A 16,258-nucleotide genomic window follows, 5' to 3' on the forward strand; every position below is an offset into this window, starting at 1 on the left:
AAGAGAAAGGAGCGACATTATGACTAAGGCAACGACTCAGAATTCACGTCAAGAGCAGATTGATGCAATCAAGAGAGATTGGGCAGAAAACCCACGTTGGAAAAACGTGCGTCGTCCTTACACCGCGGAAGAAGTGGTTGCACTTCGCGGTTCAATCGTGCCTGAGAATACTATCGCTAAGCGTGGTGCGGCTAAGTTATGGGAACTGGTTAACGGCGGCGCTAAAAAAGGCTATGTGAATTCATTGGGTGCGTTAACGGGCGGTCAAGCGGTACAACAGGCGAAAGCGGGTATCGAAGCGATTTACCTTTCTGGTTGGCAAGTGGCTGCCGATGCTAACTTAGCCGGCACTATGTACCCAGATCAATCTTTATACCCAGCGAACTCAGTGCCAGCTGTGGTATCCCGTATCAATAACTCTTTCCTCCGTGCTGACCAAATTCAATGGGGCAATGGCGTTAATCCAGAAGATGAAAAATTTGTTGATTACTTTCTGCCAATCATTGCTGATGCAGAAGCGGGTTTTGGCGGCGTATTAAATGCCTTCGAACTGATGAAGTCGATGATCGACGCGGGCGCTGCCGGTGTTCACTTTGAAGATCAGTTAGCTTCAGTGAAAAAATGTGGCCACATGGGTGGCAAAGTATTAGTGCCAACCCAAGAAGCGGTACAAAAGCTGGTTGCTGCACGTTTAGCGGCGGATGTGAGCGGTGTCGATACACTGGTTATCGCACGTACCGATGCTAACGCGGCCGATTTGTTAACTTCAGATTGCGACCCATACGATCGTGATTTCGTGACTGGCGAGCGCACCAATGAAGGTTTCTACCGTGTTAAAGCTGGTCTTGACCAAGCGATTTCTCGTGGTCTGGCTTATGCTCCGTATGCGGATTTGATTTGGTGTGAAACCGCTAAACCGGATCTTGAAGAAGCGCGTATTTTTGCTGAAGCGATTCATGCTCAGTACCCAGATCAACTGCTTGCTTATAACTGTTCGCCTTCGTTCAACTGGAAGAAAAATCTGGACGACGCCACTATCGCGCGCTTCCAACAAGCATTGTCAGATATGGGCTACAAGTACCAGTTCATCACTTTAGCTGGCATCCACAACATGTGGTACAACATGTTCGACCTCGCTTACGACTATGCTCGTGGCGAAGGTATGAAGCATTATGTTGAAAAAGTTCAAGAAGTTGAGTTTGCAGCAGCGAAGAAAGGTTACACCTTCGTGGCGCACCAACAGGAAGTGGGCACAGGTTATTTCGACCAAGTGACTACGGTTATTCAAGGTGGCCATTCTTCAGTGACTGCACTGACTGGGTCTACCGAAGAAGAACAGTTTTAAGCAGTAGAAGCGCTTAGGATGATCCATTGTGATTGTGGATTAATCCTTAGCACGCCTTATGCTGATGTATCTGGTGAGGCGTGGTTAAAAACTCGAAATAGAGGGCAAGAGCGGACTGTGATGAGTTACCGAGCTTGCAGCTTAAATCTCGAGTTGAGTATGAAAGAGTGTTACCCGTAAGCCTGTGTTTAGCTGCTTTGCAGCTGTTGTCCCCGTGCAGTTCGCCTACATGTGCTGCGCGGGTTTTTAAGTCAAACCTTGTGACTTAACTTCCTACCCAGTAAGTTTTTTGCTTGCCTTAGCTTGGCGACTCTATGAGTCGCTATTTTTTTGCTTATTGGTTCACTATTGTGCTGATTAATATGGTGCAACTCTGATGCGACTTGGTGCAATAATCGGATTATTTTACAGCAGCTTATTGCTATCTCATTGTTATTTAATAGCTATCAAATGTGGCCTGAATAATGCTCTTAATATCACGGGAAGTTACAGCGCATTAAAGCTGATTATTGGCATTCACATTGAGGTCACCGCCATGAAATATTACAGTCGCCGTTTAGTTAAACCTGAACATTTAAATCCAGCAAATACCCTGTTTGGCGGTCAGTTGCTCAGTTGGATAGACGAGGAGGCCGCTATCTTTGCTGCCTGCCAGATGAAGAGCACCAGCCATGTGACTAAGCTGATTTCTGAAATCAACTTTATGACGCCAGCGCATCAAGGGGATGTGATTGAGTTTGGTCTGGAGCTAGTGAGTCTCGGCCACAGTTCTATTACCGTGAGCTGTCAAGTACGCAATAAAATGACGCAGGCGCCAGTGGTGAGTATAGATAAGATGGTGTTTGTGCATGTGAATGCCCAAGGATTGCCTGTGCCCCATGGTATTCGGGCGAATGCGGCTTAAGGGGGCGTGGCGCTTAAAATGCGTGATGCTTAAATGTATAAGATGCTTAAAATGTGCAGTGACGCCTAGGCGTCACTGTCATTAGTCTTTGGTTAAATCTTCTTTTACCGATTTGACCGCATCCCGTGAAGCATGACCTATGGCTTTTGTCGTGTCTCTAGTCGCGTGGCCTATCTCAGTGGTGACTTCTTTAGTCGTTGTGCCGATGGCACGGCCTGCGTCCTTTAAATCCGCACAGGCGGATGTAGCGAGTAATAAAGGAATAATAATGAGCGTCGCTTTATTCATTGTGATGCCAATCCTCAATTTAAGTTCGTAACTCAATTTACTGGGCCTTGCCATTTTTACTGTGCAAAATGACATTCGGGACAATATAACAGATCTTGAGCTGAATCACGCTATGGCGACATTATCTGCTGAGCCGCTGTTGCAATGTTTCTGTTCGAGTATCAACCGAGTGAGTGAAACTAAGAGCATTAAATGACGTCGTGGGTTGAGTTATCGAACTCGACAAATAAAAACGCCAGTGGCGTTTTGCGCACTGGCGTCTAAGGTCGCTAAATAATACTGCAAAGATTATTCGAGTTTGGCTAAGCGTTGTTGATAGTCTTCAATCAGGTGCTGCATGATTTCTTCTGGCGCCGCATCGTCACAGCAATCGTCTAAAAAGATTTTAAAGGTGACTAAGGCATGGCCGTCATTTTTGAGTCTGTCACTCTGCATTGAGAAGTAAGCATCTTCATTTTCGGCTTTACGAACCACAAACTTATTCGTTTCGAAGGTTTTTTCCCCAGAAAGCTCGTGCCATTTAGTGATGCGATTTAACGCGATCTCACAGGACTGGTTCATTTCAATATGATTTAACCAAGTAACGGGATGTTCAGGATCTTTGTAATGTGGACATCTAACTGTGTAGTTATATACATGGGTGATTGCAGTCATAGCGTACCTACCTGTTCGAGGATATTGTTGCCATCATAGGCATCGTTTTTGAATTCGGTCAATCATTAATTAAGTCTATATAGCCTTGATGTTTTTTGACGGAGAAGGATAGTTACTGCATGAAAATTAACCATTTACTTAATCTGTCATGTCTCTATTTAGCATGAGTTTTATGCCAATAACTTTGTGCTAGATCTCAGTTTTGGGTGAAGTTTCGCTTTTGCTGAATTACTGATTAATAAAGCAACAACTTGGTCGTCAGTAAGTCTTATTGATAAAAAGAGTTAACAGCGGAGTAAATAGGTTAATTAAACTTTGATGGGAGCTATACGGGTAACTGGCAGCATAAGTTGTCGCAGAGGAAACGCAGAAGGCAGAATGGACAGAGGCCCATTCGTTAAAACGGGCCTCTCAGCTGGCTTCATCTTTTGCAGGGAAAAAGCGAACTGGGGCCATCTTATCGGATCTGTAACAGTCTGTAACCCACAGAGATCACGTTTTTTATATCATTTTGCTATGAATATTTTAGGTTCAGATCCTTTCTTCTTGAATATGCTGATTTGTGAGTGTTTTGTCAGTGCAAAGGTGCATAGACACTGAGTTTTATGTTGGTTTTTGTTACTCAATTTTTAAGATAGTAACTTACCTCACCATCTTGTTGATACAGGTGTAAAAAAGGCCCCAATAGTGCAGCAATAATCTGTGCACTATTGGAGCCTAAAACGAATTCATTGGAGGATGAAGTCGTGTTTACGCACTAGCAGGACAATAAGTCGTTATCCAGCAAGTTAGCGCACGATTACAGTGCGATAACTTGCGATTGGTAAGGTATGGCGATTACAGCGCACAATTACAGCGCATTAGTGAAGATCTGACAGATCTCCGCATGGGTTGCTTGCTTTGGATTCGTGAATCCACAGGCATCTTTTAACGCGTTATCCGCAAGTGTTGGAATATCTTCCGCTTTCACGCCTAATAAGGTCAGGTTTTCAGGGATCTTAACCGCAACAGACAGTTTTTTGATTGCCGCTATCGCCGCACTAGCACCTTGCTCATCTGTCATCGCAGACACATCGACACCCATAGCCTTGGCAATGTCTTTTAAGCGAGCAGGGACGACCTGGGCGTTGTATTCCTGCACATGGGGCAGCAGCAGGGCGTTGCACACACCGTGGGGCAGATCGTAGAAACCGCCTAATTGGTGCGCCATCGCATGCACATAACCTAAGCTGGCATTGTTAAACGCCATACCCGCTAAGAACTGGGCGTAGGCCATTTGTTCACGGGCGTTGATGTCTTGACCGTTTTCAACTGCGTTGACTAAGTTAGCTTGAATCAATTCCATGGCCTTGATCGCACAGGCGTCGGTGATCGGGTTAGCAGCAATAGACACATAGGTTTCAACCGCGTGAGTCAGTGCATCCATACCGGTTGCGGCAGTTAGGCTCGCAGGCTTTTTCAGCATTAACTCAGGGTCGTTGACCGACAGCAAAGGCGTGGTGTGTTTATCGACAATCGCCATTTTAATGTGGCGGGCTTCGTCGGTAATGATACAGAAGCGCGTCATTTCACTGGCTGTGCCTGCCGTCGTATTAATGGCTACTAACGGCAACTGTGGTTTTGCGGATTGATCTAACCCTTCATAGTCTTTAATACTGCCGCCATTGGTGGCAACAAGGGCGATACCCTTGGCGCAATCATGGGGTGATCCGCCGCCGAGTGAAATCACAAAGTCACACTTGTTGGCTTTTAACAGGGCTAAACCCGCTTCGACGTTCGTCACTGTTGGGTTAGGTTGTACGCCATCATAGATGGTGGCGGTAATGCCATTTTGACCGAGTTTTTCGGCCACTTCACCCACTAAGCCAATCTTGACTAAGGGTTTATCTGTCACTATGAGTGCGTGTTTAAAGCCTAAGGTTTTGATGTCACCGATAGCATCATCCACTGCGCCTTGGCCTAATACGTTGACAGAAGGAATAAAAAATTTAGCAGCCATAAAATCCACCTATTTGCTTGTAAAGATTAAGTTGTGTTCTTTTCTGGTGATCAAGCTACCAATTTGGAGGTAGTGAAAGTGTGAGCTTGATCGAGTTCGGCGCTTATCTGAGGGTAATTTCCCACTAAAGTTGGAACTGGGTAACTAAATTTCGGACTTTTATGACGGGTATTAGTGTTGGCGTACGATATGGTTTTTTTAGCGTTGTTAGCGCCCCTGGTGATGCATCATTTCTGTGCATTTTTCGTTTACTTTTTATCCCACTTTCTTATCCAGAGTTTGACGGCTCAATTGTTAAATCTAACAGAGGTTAAACCTCATTAATACTCTCATTCGTAGCATTAACTCCAGTTAATTAGTTTGATATCTAATATTAATTTATGCGTGCTGCTGTGGTTGTGGTAGGGCCTCAAGTCAAAGAAATCTATACATTTATCTTGTTTTTACAGATTAATTCTTTTTTACATAACTAACTTGTGAGCTTTGTCACTGTGCTATTTTAGGTTGATAGTTACATCACTAATCATTATCATGATTGTTAATTGAACGTTCAATTAACGTCGTTCAGAGTATTGAGAGAGTGGTTATTCCTTGAGTATTTATGCCTAAAACCGCCATGAAATTGATACGCAGACAGCAGCTTATCGATGCGACATTAGCATCGGTTGCCTTGCATGGATTGCAGCACACGACCATCAACAGCATTAGTCAGTTGGCGGGGATGTCGTCGGGGATCATCAGTCATTATTTCAGTGGTAAGCAGGGCTTAATCCAAGCGACGCTGCGCCACTTGCTCGAGCAGTTAAAGCAAGCATTGCTCAATCGAATCCAAGGACAAGTGTTGGCGCCAACAGAGCGCTTAATGATGATAGTTGAAGCGAATTTTACCGAGTTACAGCGCTCACGAAATGTCACTCACACTTGGCTGAGTTTTTGGGCACAGGCCGTCCACGATCCTCAGTTAGCCCGTTTGCAGAATATCAATAGTCGCCGCTTATACAGCAACTTACATTTTTCCTTTCGGCACGTGTTGCCCAAAGAGTTTGCCCTGATGGCTGCTGAGCAAACGGCGGCGATGATCGATGGATTCTGGTTACGCAGTGCCTTAAGTGAAACCCCTGAGCAGGATTTTGTTCAGGCCGAAAAATTATGCAAAACCTTTATCCATAACGTGATAAAGCAGCATGGAGTTAATACATGTCAGTATCAGTAGAAGTTCAGTACAACTTTATTGCGGGTCAGTTGCTCGCTAACGACAGCGGCGAAACCTTCGACGTCGTCAATCCTGCCACGGGGCAATTGGCGTATCGAGTGCAAGTGGCCGATGAAAAAATTCAGCAAGCGGCCATCGAGAGCGCCAAAAAAGGCTTTGCTATTTGGTCTGCCATGAGTGCCACCGAACGCAGCCGTATTCTGTTAAACGCGGTCGCATTATTGCGGGCTCGTAATGATGAACTCGCGGCAATCGAAGTGTGCGATACAGGTAAACCTTGGCAAGAAGCCTCAGTGGTTGATGTGGTCACAGGCGCAGATGCTATCGAGTTTTTCGCCCATATTGCCCCAGGGCTTGAAGGCGCGCAGCAGCAAGTCGGTGGGGATTTTTATTACACCCGCCGTGAGCCTTTAGGCATTTGTGCTGGCATTGGCGCGTGGAATTATCCATTGCAAATCGCCTGTTGGAAGGCGGCGCCTGCCTTAGCTAGCGGCAATGTGATGATTTTTAAACCTTCGGAAGAAACGCCGCTTGGCGCACTGAAATTAGCGCAACTCTTAAGTGAGGCGGGTTTACCTGATGGCGTATTTAACGTTGTAATGGGCGATGGCAAGGTTGGCGCTTGGTTAACGGGGCATCCGGATATTGCCAAAGTGTCCTTCACGGGCGAAGTCGGTACTGGCAAGAAAGTCATGGCCGCGGCGGCAAGTTCATTAAAAGACGTCACTATGGAACTCGGCGGTAAATCACCGCTTATCGTGTTTGACGATACCGATATCGACAATGCCGTTTCAGGTGCCATGCTCGGTAACTTCTATACCCAAGGTGAAGTCTGTACCAATGGGACGCGGGTGTTTGTCCATGAGTCGGTTTATCCACGCTTTATCGAAAAACTGCTTATGCGTACTCAAACTAATATTGTGGTGGGCGATCCTATGGCGCCAGAGACTAACTTTGGCGCCTTGATCTCCAAAGACCACCAGCAAAAAGTGCTCGATTATATTCAGCAAGGTATCGATGACGGCGCAACGCTGCTCACCGGTGGCACAGCATTAACGCCGGAAAATGCTCCCAATGGTTACTTTGTCGCCCCAACCATTTTTACCGATTGCACCGACGAGATGCGCATCTGCCAAGAGGAAATCTTTGGTCCTGTGATGTCGGTACTCACCTTTAAAGATGAAGCCGAAGTGATTGCTCGGGCAAACAATACCGCCATGGGCTTAGCCGCTGGGGTGTTCACTCAAGATATCAGCCGTGCCCATCGGGTTATTCATCAGTTACAAGCGGGTATTTGTTGGATCAATGCCTATGGTGCATCGCCAGCCGAAATGCCGGTAGGTGGATATAAGTTGTCGGGTATTGGCCGTGAAAACGGTAGCGAGACACTCAAGCATTACACCCAAGTTAAAGCCGTTTACGTGGGTCTACAGCCCTTAGAAAGCCCATTTTAAGGAGGCATTTTGGCCCAGTCATTAGAGCAAAAATATTATAACTACATCATAGTTGGCGCAGGCTCAGCGGGTTGTGTGCTCGCCAATCGCTTGTCAAAGGATCCTAAAAACGAAGTGCTGTTATTAGAAACCGGAGGCAGTGATAAGAGTATCTTTATTCAAATGCCGACGGCGTTATCAATTCCGATGAACAGCCCTAAATATGCTTGGCAGTTTGAGACGCAGCCTGAGCCGTATTTAGATAATCGCAAAATGCATTGTCCTCGGGGCAAGGTGCTTGGCGGTTCATCGTCGATCAATGGCATGGTATACGTTCGTGGTCATGCTAGGGACTTTGATGAGTGGCAGGCGCAAGGGGCGACCAACTGGAATTACAGCCATTGCTTACCGTACTTTAAAAAGGCGGAAACCTGGGCCTTTGGTGGCGATGAGTATCGCGGCGAGTCTGGACCGTTAGGCGTGAATAACGGTAATCAGATGCAGAATCCCCTGTACCAAGCCTTTGTGGATGCGGGCATTGCGGCGGGGTATTTATCGACCGCCGATTATAATGCCGCGCAGCAAGAAGGCTTTGGCCCTATGCACATGACGGTCAAAAAAGGCGTGCGTTGGTCTACCGCTAATGCCTATTTACGCCCAGCGATGGCTAGACGTAACCTCACGGTTGTGACCCACGCTTTAGTGCATAAAGTGTTATTGGAAGGACAAACAGCCGTTGGCGTTCGCATTGAGCACAAAGGCAAAGTTGAAGATATTCGCTGCAATAAAGAAGTGATTTTAGCTGCTGGTTCAATAGGTTCGCCGCATTTGTTGCAATTATCAGGTATTGGCGATCCCCAAGTATTGGCTGATGCAGGGGTCGAGTTACAACATGAGTTGCCCGGTGTTGGTCAGAATTTACAGGATCATTTAGAGTTTTATTTCCAATTCAAATGCCTTAAACCGATTTCACTCAATGGCAAGCTAGATCCTTTCAGCAAGTTCTTAATCGGTGCACGGTGGATCTTAGATAAGTCTGGCCTAGGGGCCACAAATCACTTTGAATCCTGTGGTTTTATTCGCTCAAAAGCGGGTCTGGAGTGGCCGGATTTGCAGTACCACTTTTTACCTGCGGCCATGCGTTACGATGGCAAAGAAGCCTTTGCGGGTCATGGGTTTCAGGTGCATGTGGGCCATAACAAGCCTAAAAGTCGTGGTGCCGTGACCTTAGTGTCGGCAGATCCAAAAGTGCCGCCCAAAATTCAGTTCAATTATTTACAGCATCCCGATGATATTGAAGGCTTTAGGGCCTGCGTGCGTTTGACCCGTGAGATCATCAATCAAGCGCCATTCGATGAGTATCGCGGTGAGGAAATTCAACCCGGCATACAAGTGCAAACCGATGCGCAAATCGATGCCTTTGTGCGTCAATCGGTTGAGAGTGCTTACCATCCTTCTTGTTCGTGCAAGATGGGCATGGATGCGATGGCGGTGGTGGATCCCGAAACCCGCGTGCATGGATTGCAGAATTTACGGGTGGTGGATTCTTCTATTTTCCCGACTATCCCGAACGGCAATTTGAACGCGCCGACCATAATGTTGGCTGAGCGCGCCGCGGATCTGATTTTAGAGGCTGAGATGTTAGTGCCAGCAGATTCCGCCGTTGTGGTTGCCGACGCTTGGCAAACCACACAAAGAAGTACTGCGACAAGTTAAAGCCATAAGTTAACAACACGCCTGCTCAGTCCGTCGTATCGACGGACTGGCGGCTTCAATTTTGAAGTGACTCATTAATTGATGGCTCAAAACTCATTAATTGATGACTCAAAAGGGTCATGATTTATTTTATCTAAAGGGTCGGTCAGCCCGCAGTGAGTGTGCAAATGACCGCTTTCACGACTGATCATCTATCAGGGTTTAACTATCGCGGAGTGTTTTTAAGTAGCGATATTTAAGGCTTGAGGGCAGAACGTTGCCTTTAAAAATGGTTCAGTTTTTATTATTAAATAAAAACATGGAGTTACATTTTATGGGTTTATATCCAGATGCCGACTTACACCCAGTATCGACTGGGACTGAGTGCTCATTATGACTTGGTTATTATCCGCAGGGATACTGTTCACTTTTACCGCGATTGCGTTTGTGATTTATCGCTGGGGCAATATTCGCTGTATCGGGGTGACGCCTGTGCGTACTTTTACCTTTATCGCGATTCTGTTTACCTCAGGACTTGATGTCGGCTTGATCATGTTTCCGCTCACCGAGTTTGCGGGTTACGCCAATGTGGCGGCGAGTCCTGAATACGGCTTTAGTAATCCACTGGCGATTGAGTTTGGCTTCTGGGCCTTCTTGATTTGGAGCTTCTACTTTTTAACCTGTTTCTATTTTTGTGTCATCGAGCCTAGGGTGAAGTTTTTTGATATTCCTTGGGTTAAGTTCATTAATAATATCGTAATTATTGGCACCTGCGCCTTTACCGCCTATTTGCTATTGAGCAATTTACCTTGGTATTTACCCGAATTAGGTGATGGCGAAACTATAGTCGGTAGCTTCTATTTAATCGTATTTATGGTGATCGCCGCGGCTGTGTATTCCAGCACTAGCATACGTTATGTGCGTATCTTGAGTCTGGCTAGCACTTGGTTGTTTTTAGGCTTGATTGCCATGATGTGGGCCAGTGCATTTTTATCGGCTGACTCGAGTGTGGGCGAGTTCTTTACGACCTTTGCCATGCTGGGTGACTACTTCGGCAATATTCAACATTTTATGTTACCCATCAACGACTACCATGAGTTTTATCTGTTCTGGTGGTTTGCGTGGAGCATTATGATCGGTCAATTTACCTCGCGCTTTGTCGGCGGCATGAAAACATATCAAGTGCTGTTGGCCATGATGGTGTTTCCGTCTATCCCCATCGCTATCTGGTTCACCGTACTTTATTACTACAGCGCCAATGGCTTAGATACTTCGGGCTTCTATAATCTGGCGATGGTGATTGTGGGAATTACTTTTGTAATCAACTCACTCGACTCACTGGTGCGCCTGTATACCGATAATCTTAATTTGACCATTGAGCGGTTAGGCAAGCCTAAATATGTCAGCTTTAACTTAGTCTTGCTCTGCAGTCTGACATTACTCTTTCAATTAGACTTTCTTCAAATTCAATGGGTTGGTGCAATCGCACTGGGCCTGATCTTTAGCTGTTTTGGTTACATCATGATGACGCAATTGCAAACTGTTCGTGCCATTGAGCGCTCGCCAAAAGAGAACAAAATCGACTTTACTAAAATTGAGCTAGCCAACTAATGGAAAAATTAATAATGAAATCAAAATGTTTTTATCTTGTCGCTGGAGGGTTGTTATTGATGTCAACAGCGGCCAATGCCGGATTATCGGCCACTGTAACGGCGACGTCGGATTACACTTTTAATGGTGTCAGCCAAACGGACAGCGGCCCAGCACTGCAAGGCAGTTTGGATTACGGTTTTGATTCGGGATGGTACGTGGGCGGCTTTACCTCGAACGTCGACTTTGGGGGGAACGACAGCACTTGGTTGGAGCTCGATGCCTATGCGGGTAAGTTTTATCAGCTCAATGAGCAACTGAGTTTCGATGTCGGACTGGCTTATTACACTTACCACGGCGAGTCGTTTTCCGATGAGTACAACTATCCTGAGCTGTATAGCAAGTTAGGATATGATAGTTCACTGGGTCACTCTGAGGCTAAGTTGACCTATACATGGGATTACTTTGGTTTGGGTGGTGAGCATTACACTATGTTGCTTGGCCATACTGTCAGTCTCGCTGAAGGACATGATATTCGCTTTAGTGTCGATCGCTCGACATCACTTGATGAGGATAAATGGTCATGGGATGGTGGCAAATCTTTTAATCATTTCCGTATCGCCTATCTGACCAGCTGGAGTGGCTTTGATTTCAGTCTTGCCGCTGAAGATACTAGCATGAACTTAGATACCAGTGACGAGCGCTTAGTGTTGTCGGTATCGCGTCAATTCATGTTGTAATCTAAGGGACTTTTACCATAAAAGTGCCTCCTCTTGGTGAGTTCAGTCGCGCTTTCTGGTAAGGTGCACTCGTTGCTTAGAATGGGGAGAATGAAAAGAACGATGGAAAAGTACGAACAACTGCTCATTTCGCTGCGCCGAGTGATACGCGCTATCGACATTCATTCTCGCCAGCTGAACAAACACTCAGGTTTAACTGGGCCGCAATTGATGGTGATGCAGAAAATCGCCCAATTGGATGCGCCATTGGCTAAAACCGTGGCGGAAGAAATTACGCTGAGCCCTGCGACGGTGACGACCATTATCGATCGACTCGAGGGCCGTGGTTTAGTGATCCGTCTGCGCAGTGAGACTGACAAACGTAAGGTGCATTTATACCTTAGTGATGCGGGCCGAGCGCTGTTACAGGACTCACCTAAACCGCTACAGGATCATTTTATTAAGCGTTATCAAAATCTTGAAGAATGGGAGCAGAGCCAATTGCTCTCAGCCGTTGAGCGTATTGCGACTATGATGGACGCCGATAAAATTGATGCGGCGCCTATGCTCTTGGTAGGGAAGATCCAAGGGGATGAGTAATCGTTTAGCTCATGCTTTAAATTGATTAGATTTTAAAATGAAAAAGCACTGAAGATTCAGTGCTTTTTTGCTTTTAACTCGATGTCGTTTAGCTGTGCGTCTTTTTAGATGTTTAAGCAGCAGGGCAGCTTGTTTTAGCCACAGAGTTAATCAGGATTTCTTGTACTGGCGTGTTGGCAAAACCACCGCTACTTTTTGTTGGAACTATGCTTATCTGATCCGCCACATCCATGCCGTCAACCACTTTGCCAAACACGGCATAACCATAATTGCTCGCAGACGCATCCAAATGTGGATTATCTAACACATTGATAAAGAACTGTGATGTTGCAGAATTAGGGTCATCCGTGCGAGCCATGGAGATAGTGCCACGTTTGTTGCTAATACCGACTGCGGCTTCATTCTTGATGGGGGCATCGCCTGGTTTGCTTTTGAGTCCAGTGGTAAAACCGCCGCCTTGGATCATAAAATTATTAACGGTTCTATGGAATAAGGTGCCGTTATAGAAAGACTTATCAACATACTGCTTAAAGTTTTTACCTGTGATTGGCATGTTCGTTAAGTCAATGGCGAGTGTGATATCGCCTTTTGTGGTTTTCATTAAATAACATACATCCGCAGCTAAGGCTGGCGGAGTGGGATCGGGCGTCGGTGGCGTCGGCGTTAGATCACCATCTGTACTTCCTTCACAACCGGTTAAGGCTATGCAGCCGACAAACAGTAATCCTGATAACTTCTTCATTTCATATCCTTATTCTCAATCATCATTGGGGAGTTTCTGCTTTAGCGTTCCATCGAGCGAGCCTCTGGCGGATAAGCGAGGGCATATCAGGCTCCATGAATGTAATGTTGTTATTATGTTTCTACGCTGTAGCGAGATGAGATGTTGACAGAGGAGAGATAGGCTGTTCAAGTTATAAAGTGCAATTGATACAAAGTGTTGCACCGAACTCACTAGTCGATATGTTTTGGGTCTTATTCATTGGGTTTTAGTTCGAATGCTATGACATATAAATGTCTTACGCCTGTCATGTTATTTTTATGCCTTAGTTCCCTGCTTAGTGCTTGTCTTTTTTAACTGCCTCTCGTCAAGGTCTTGGGAAGCATGCTTGCCCTCTTGCTGAACGCATGCCCCAATTTAGTGCATTCCACTCTTTATATCCTGATAGCTACTGAGCGCCAACTTAACTGAGTGCTTCTAGTAAGTTACTGATTTTTTGAAAAAGTTTTTTGTTATTTCTCTGAAATATTTATGTCATCTTCTTGTTACTTTTCGTTGGCATGGTTACTGTATATCTAAAGCTATGGATGAGCGGTCGCGGGGGCGACAAAATATGGGGCTGGAAAAGTTGCTGTATTTGCGGGGAGTTGGAGCAGAATTTACTGATTGTTTTGGCCAAAATATCCATATTTCCGAGGTAGACAGGCAAGGTATCTTGACCTGTATGTTACAGGAAAAAAACAGCGTGGCAGGGACTGCCATTGATGCTCCTGCTACAGAAGCGTTATCGAGTGATGCTGGGCTGACCTGTGTCGATACGGTATTGACCGAAGCACTGATCGCGTCGCAAATTGATTTACTGGATGCCCGTCCTTGGACTCAGGTGCTACCTGAATTCCATTGGTGTTTTGTGGATGAACCTTGGATAAGCCTTTGTTTACCGGAAACCTACACCTCAGATCTGAGTGTGGCGATTGAATGCGAACAGGGTGAGTCCATTGTATTCGATGTGCCTTTCTCGGCGCTTAAGTCCATAGGCGATTACCGCATTGAACAAACGCTTTATCTACACTATCGCCTTGATCTTACGCAACTGGGATTCGCACGCCTCGATTTCGCTGAGGCCAAGACCCAAGCTTTCCCTGACAACTTAATGCCCGCCGAGACTGAAGCGGTGAATTTAGCGTCCTATTTCCTGAGCAGCCAAGAGTTTACTAACAACCCTGCCTTAATCAAAAACCAAGACTCATTTGCGCATGCAGCCGACAAAAATGCGAGTGATTTCTCTGTGTTAGGTTTGGGCTTTCATCGCATAGCCTTAAGCTTAAAACATGCCCTATCGACAAGTGCACAAGCGGCAAGCTCTGCGCTAGAGAGCAGTGTGACGGCTGAAGCTGATACCAGCACTTTGTTCTCTGGCACCTTAATGGTGGCGCCGCGGGCCGCCTACCAAGGCGTACTCACGGCTGTCGCCCAAGGTAAACGCCATAAACCTTGGGGGATCAGCGTTCAACTTTACAGTTTGCGCAGCGAGAGCCAATGGGGCATTGGCGACTTTGGTGATTTAGAACAACTGATCGGGCTGGTGGCGGCGCAGGGCGCGGATTTTATTCAACTCAATCCCTTGCATGCCCTCGATATCGCGGCGCCAGAGCATCCGAGTCCTTATAGTCCGTGCGATCGCCGCAGACTTAATCCTCTTTATATTCAATTACAAAGCGTTCCTGAATACCAAGCTCTTGCCACTGAATTTTCAAGCGCTACTTGGGTAGAGGCTATCGCCTTACTGAATCGTGATAATTGGCTCGATTATCCTAAAGTGAGCGAGCTGAAATACCGTGCCTTTGAGCAGTTATATCGCGTTTTTTGTGATACGCATCTGGCGAACGACACGCCCAGAGCGCAAAGATTCCATGAGTTTGTGCGTGAGCAGGGCAGTGCGCTACAAGAGTTTGCTCAAGCGGAATATTTACGTAGTCCTAAAGCGTTTGTGCAAGAGGAAGGTTTCTATCTTTACCTGCAATTTGTGGCTGAAAAGCAGTTACACCTCTGTCAGCTAAAAGCTAAAGAGGTTGGGATGGGGCTGGGATTGATCCGTGATTTGGCCGTCGGTGCAGCGCTGCAGGGCAGTGAAGTACAGGCTAATGCCGAGCAGTTTTGTTTGAATGCCAGCATAGGTGCACCGCCCGATCCCTTTGCACCCCAAGGACAAAATTGGGGCTTAACGCCACTCGATCCTGTGAAGTTAAAACAACATAATTTCAGCCATTTTATCGCCTTGATCCGCGCCAATATGGAAAGCTGTGGCGCCTTGCGTATCGATCATGTGATGGGCTTACTGCGACTCTGGTGGTGGCCGCTGGATAAGCAACTCGGTCACGGTGCCTATGTGTATTATCCCGTCGAAACCTTGCTTGCCATCGTTTGCCTTGAGAGCCAACGTGCTCGCTGTGTGGTGATTGGTGAAGATTTAGGACTGGTGCCACCTGACATTATTCATCGTCTCTACACTTCTGGCATTTATTCCAACGAGTTGTTCTATTTCTGCAAAGACCATCAAGGCTTTAAATCACCGGATCAATATAAGTCTCAAAGCTTAATGATGCTGGCGAATCACGATGTGCCGACTTTAGTCGCTTGGTGGTGTGGCAGCGATTTACACCTGCGTCGGCAGTTATCCCTGTTTGAAACTGACGAGCAGCTAGGCGAGGCGCTTGCTGGGCGTGAACATGAAAAGCAGCAACTGATTTCACTGTTAGTCGCTCAAGGTCTGTTAGCCGATGTGACGATAGCCGAACTCGATATTCAAACCTTGCTCACGGCTTGGATGACCTTAGGAGCTCGCGGTAATAGTGCGCTATACAGCGTGCAACTGTGCGATTTATTAGCCGATCGCCATGCGGTGAACATTCCTGGTACTTGGCTCGAATATCCAAATTGGCAGCGTCGCCTGCCGCTGAATTTAACGCAAGTGTCGACTTCGCCAGAGATACTGCAGCGATTACAAAATATCGCTATGGCGAGACAGCTACCGAGCTAAATCTAGCACCAGCGAAAGGCTGCCTAAGTCGCACCACATTATGCCATCCCTAAAGAT

Annotated in this window: 13 protein-coding genes; 9 read left to right on the top strand and 4 right to left on the bottom strand. The window is 46.4% G+C overall.

Annotation, left to right across the window (positions count from 1 at the left end):
* Positions 1-19 precede the first annotated feature (19 nt).
* Both aceA and L5M38_RS10660 read left to right on the top strand, forming a co-directional pair.
* A complete protein-coding gene (aceA, locus tag L5M38_RS10655) occupies positions 20-1,345 on the top strand; it encodes an isocitrate lyase (RefSeq protein ID WP_263179070.1) in 1,326 nt (441 codons plus the stop codon).
* 535 nt (positions 1,346-1,880) lie between these two features.
* Positions 1,881-2,249 carry an acyl-CoA thioesterase gene (locus tag L5M38_RS10660; protein WP_006080843.1) on the top strand — a complete coding sequence of 123 codons (369 nt, stop codon included), beginning with the start codon at positions 1,881-1,883 and terminating at the stop codon, positions 2,247-2,249.
* A gap of 81 nt (positions 2,250-2,330) precedes the next feature.
* Here L5M38_RS10660 and L5M38_RS10665 read toward each other — a convergent pair whose 3' ends face one another.
* The 3 genes from L5M38_RS10665 to yiaY form a co-directional block, all read right to left on the bottom strand.
* Positions 2,331-2,537 carry a hypothetical protein gene (locus L5M38_RS10665; RefSeq protein WP_028760719.1) on the bottom strand — a complete coding sequence of 69 codons (207 nt, stop codon included), beginning with the start codon at positions 2,535-2,537 and terminating at the stop codon, positions 2,331-2,333.
* A 288-nt stretch (positions 2,538-2,825) separates the two neighbouring features.
* Positions 2,826-3,191 (bottom strand): hypothetical protein, encoded by a 366-nt coding sequence (locus tag L5M38_RS10670; protein ID WP_028760718.1) that lies wholly within the window; start codon positions 3,189-3,191, stop codon positions 2,826-2,828.
* A gap of 850 nt (positions 3,192-4,041) precedes the next feature.
* Positions 4,042-5,190: an L-threonine dehydrogenase gene (gene yiaY / locus L5M38_RS10675; protein ID WP_263179072.1), complete on the bottom strand. Its 1,149-nt coding sequence runs from the start codon at positions 5,188-5,190 to the stop codon at positions 4,042-4,044.
* Between the two features lie 601 nt (positions 5,191-5,791).
* Here yiaY and betI point away from each other — a divergent pair.
* From betI to L5M38_RS10705, 6 genes are all read left to right on the top strand, one after another.
* A complete protein-coding gene (gene betI, locus L5M38_RS10680) occupies positions 5,792-6,403 on the top strand; it encodes a transcriptional regulator BetI (protein WP_263167150.1) in 612 nt (203 codons plus the stop codon).
* Positions 6,388-7,857, top strand: coding sequence for a betaine-aldehyde dehydrogenase (betB, locus tag L5M38_RS10685; protein ID WP_263167153.1), 1,470 nt, complete (start codon positions 6,388-6,390; stop codon positions 7,855-7,857). Before betI ends, betB begins: the two co-directional genes overlap by 16 nt.
* A 9-nt stretch (positions 7,858-7,866) precedes the next feature.
* Positions 7,867-9,552, top strand: a complete 1,686-nt coding sequence (betA, locus tag L5M38_RS10690; RefSeq protein ID WP_263167156.1) for a choline dehydrogenase — start codon at positions 7,867-7,869, stop codon at positions 9,550-9,552.
* Between the two features lie 372 nt (positions 9,553-9,924).
* A complete protein-coding gene (locus L5M38_RS10695; protein ID WP_263167159.1) occupies positions 9,925-11,142 on the top strand; it encodes a BCCT family transporter in 1,218 nt (405 codons plus the stop codon).
* A gap of 14 nt (positions 11,143-11,156) precedes the next feature.
* Positions 11,157-11,861 carry a TorF family putative porin gene (locus L5M38_RS10700; RefSeq protein ID WP_263167162.1) on the top strand — a complete coding sequence of 235 codons (705 nt, stop codon included), beginning with the start codon at positions 11,157-11,159 and terminating at the stop codon, positions 11,859-11,861.
* A gap of 102 nt (positions 11,862-11,963) precedes the next feature.
* The gene (locus L5M38_RS10705; RefSeq protein ID WP_006080852.1) at positions 11,964-12,440 is read left to right on the top strand and encodes a MarR family winged helix-turn-helix transcriptional regulator; all 477 of its coding nucleotides are present in this window, start codon (positions 11,964-11,966) and stop codon (positions 12,438-12,440) included.
* Positions 12,441-12,552: 112 nt separating this feature from the next.
* On the opposite strand, the gene L5M38_RS10710 is transcribed toward L5M38_RS10705, so the two are convergent.
* Positions 12,553-13,182, bottom strand: coding sequence for a peptidylprolyl isomerase (locus tag L5M38_RS10710; RefSeq protein WP_012588211.1), 630 nt, complete (start codon positions 13,180-13,182; stop codon positions 12,553-12,555).
* 592 nt (positions 13,183-13,774) lie between these two features.
* Here L5M38_RS10710 and malQ point away from each other — a divergent pair.
* Entirely contained in the window at positions 13,775-16,201 is a 2,427-nt protein-coding gene (gene malQ, locus L5M38_RS10715) for a 4-alpha-glucanotransferase (protein ID WP_263179074.1), read from the top strand.
* The last annotated feature ends 57 nt before the right edge of the window (positions 16,202-16,258 follow it).

It is taken from the genome of Shewanella sp. SM101, from assembly GCF_025654465.1.
Taxonomy (GTDB): Bacteria; Pseudomonadota; Gammaproteobacteria; order Enterobacterales; family Shewanellaceae; genus Shewanella; species Shewanella oncorhynchi.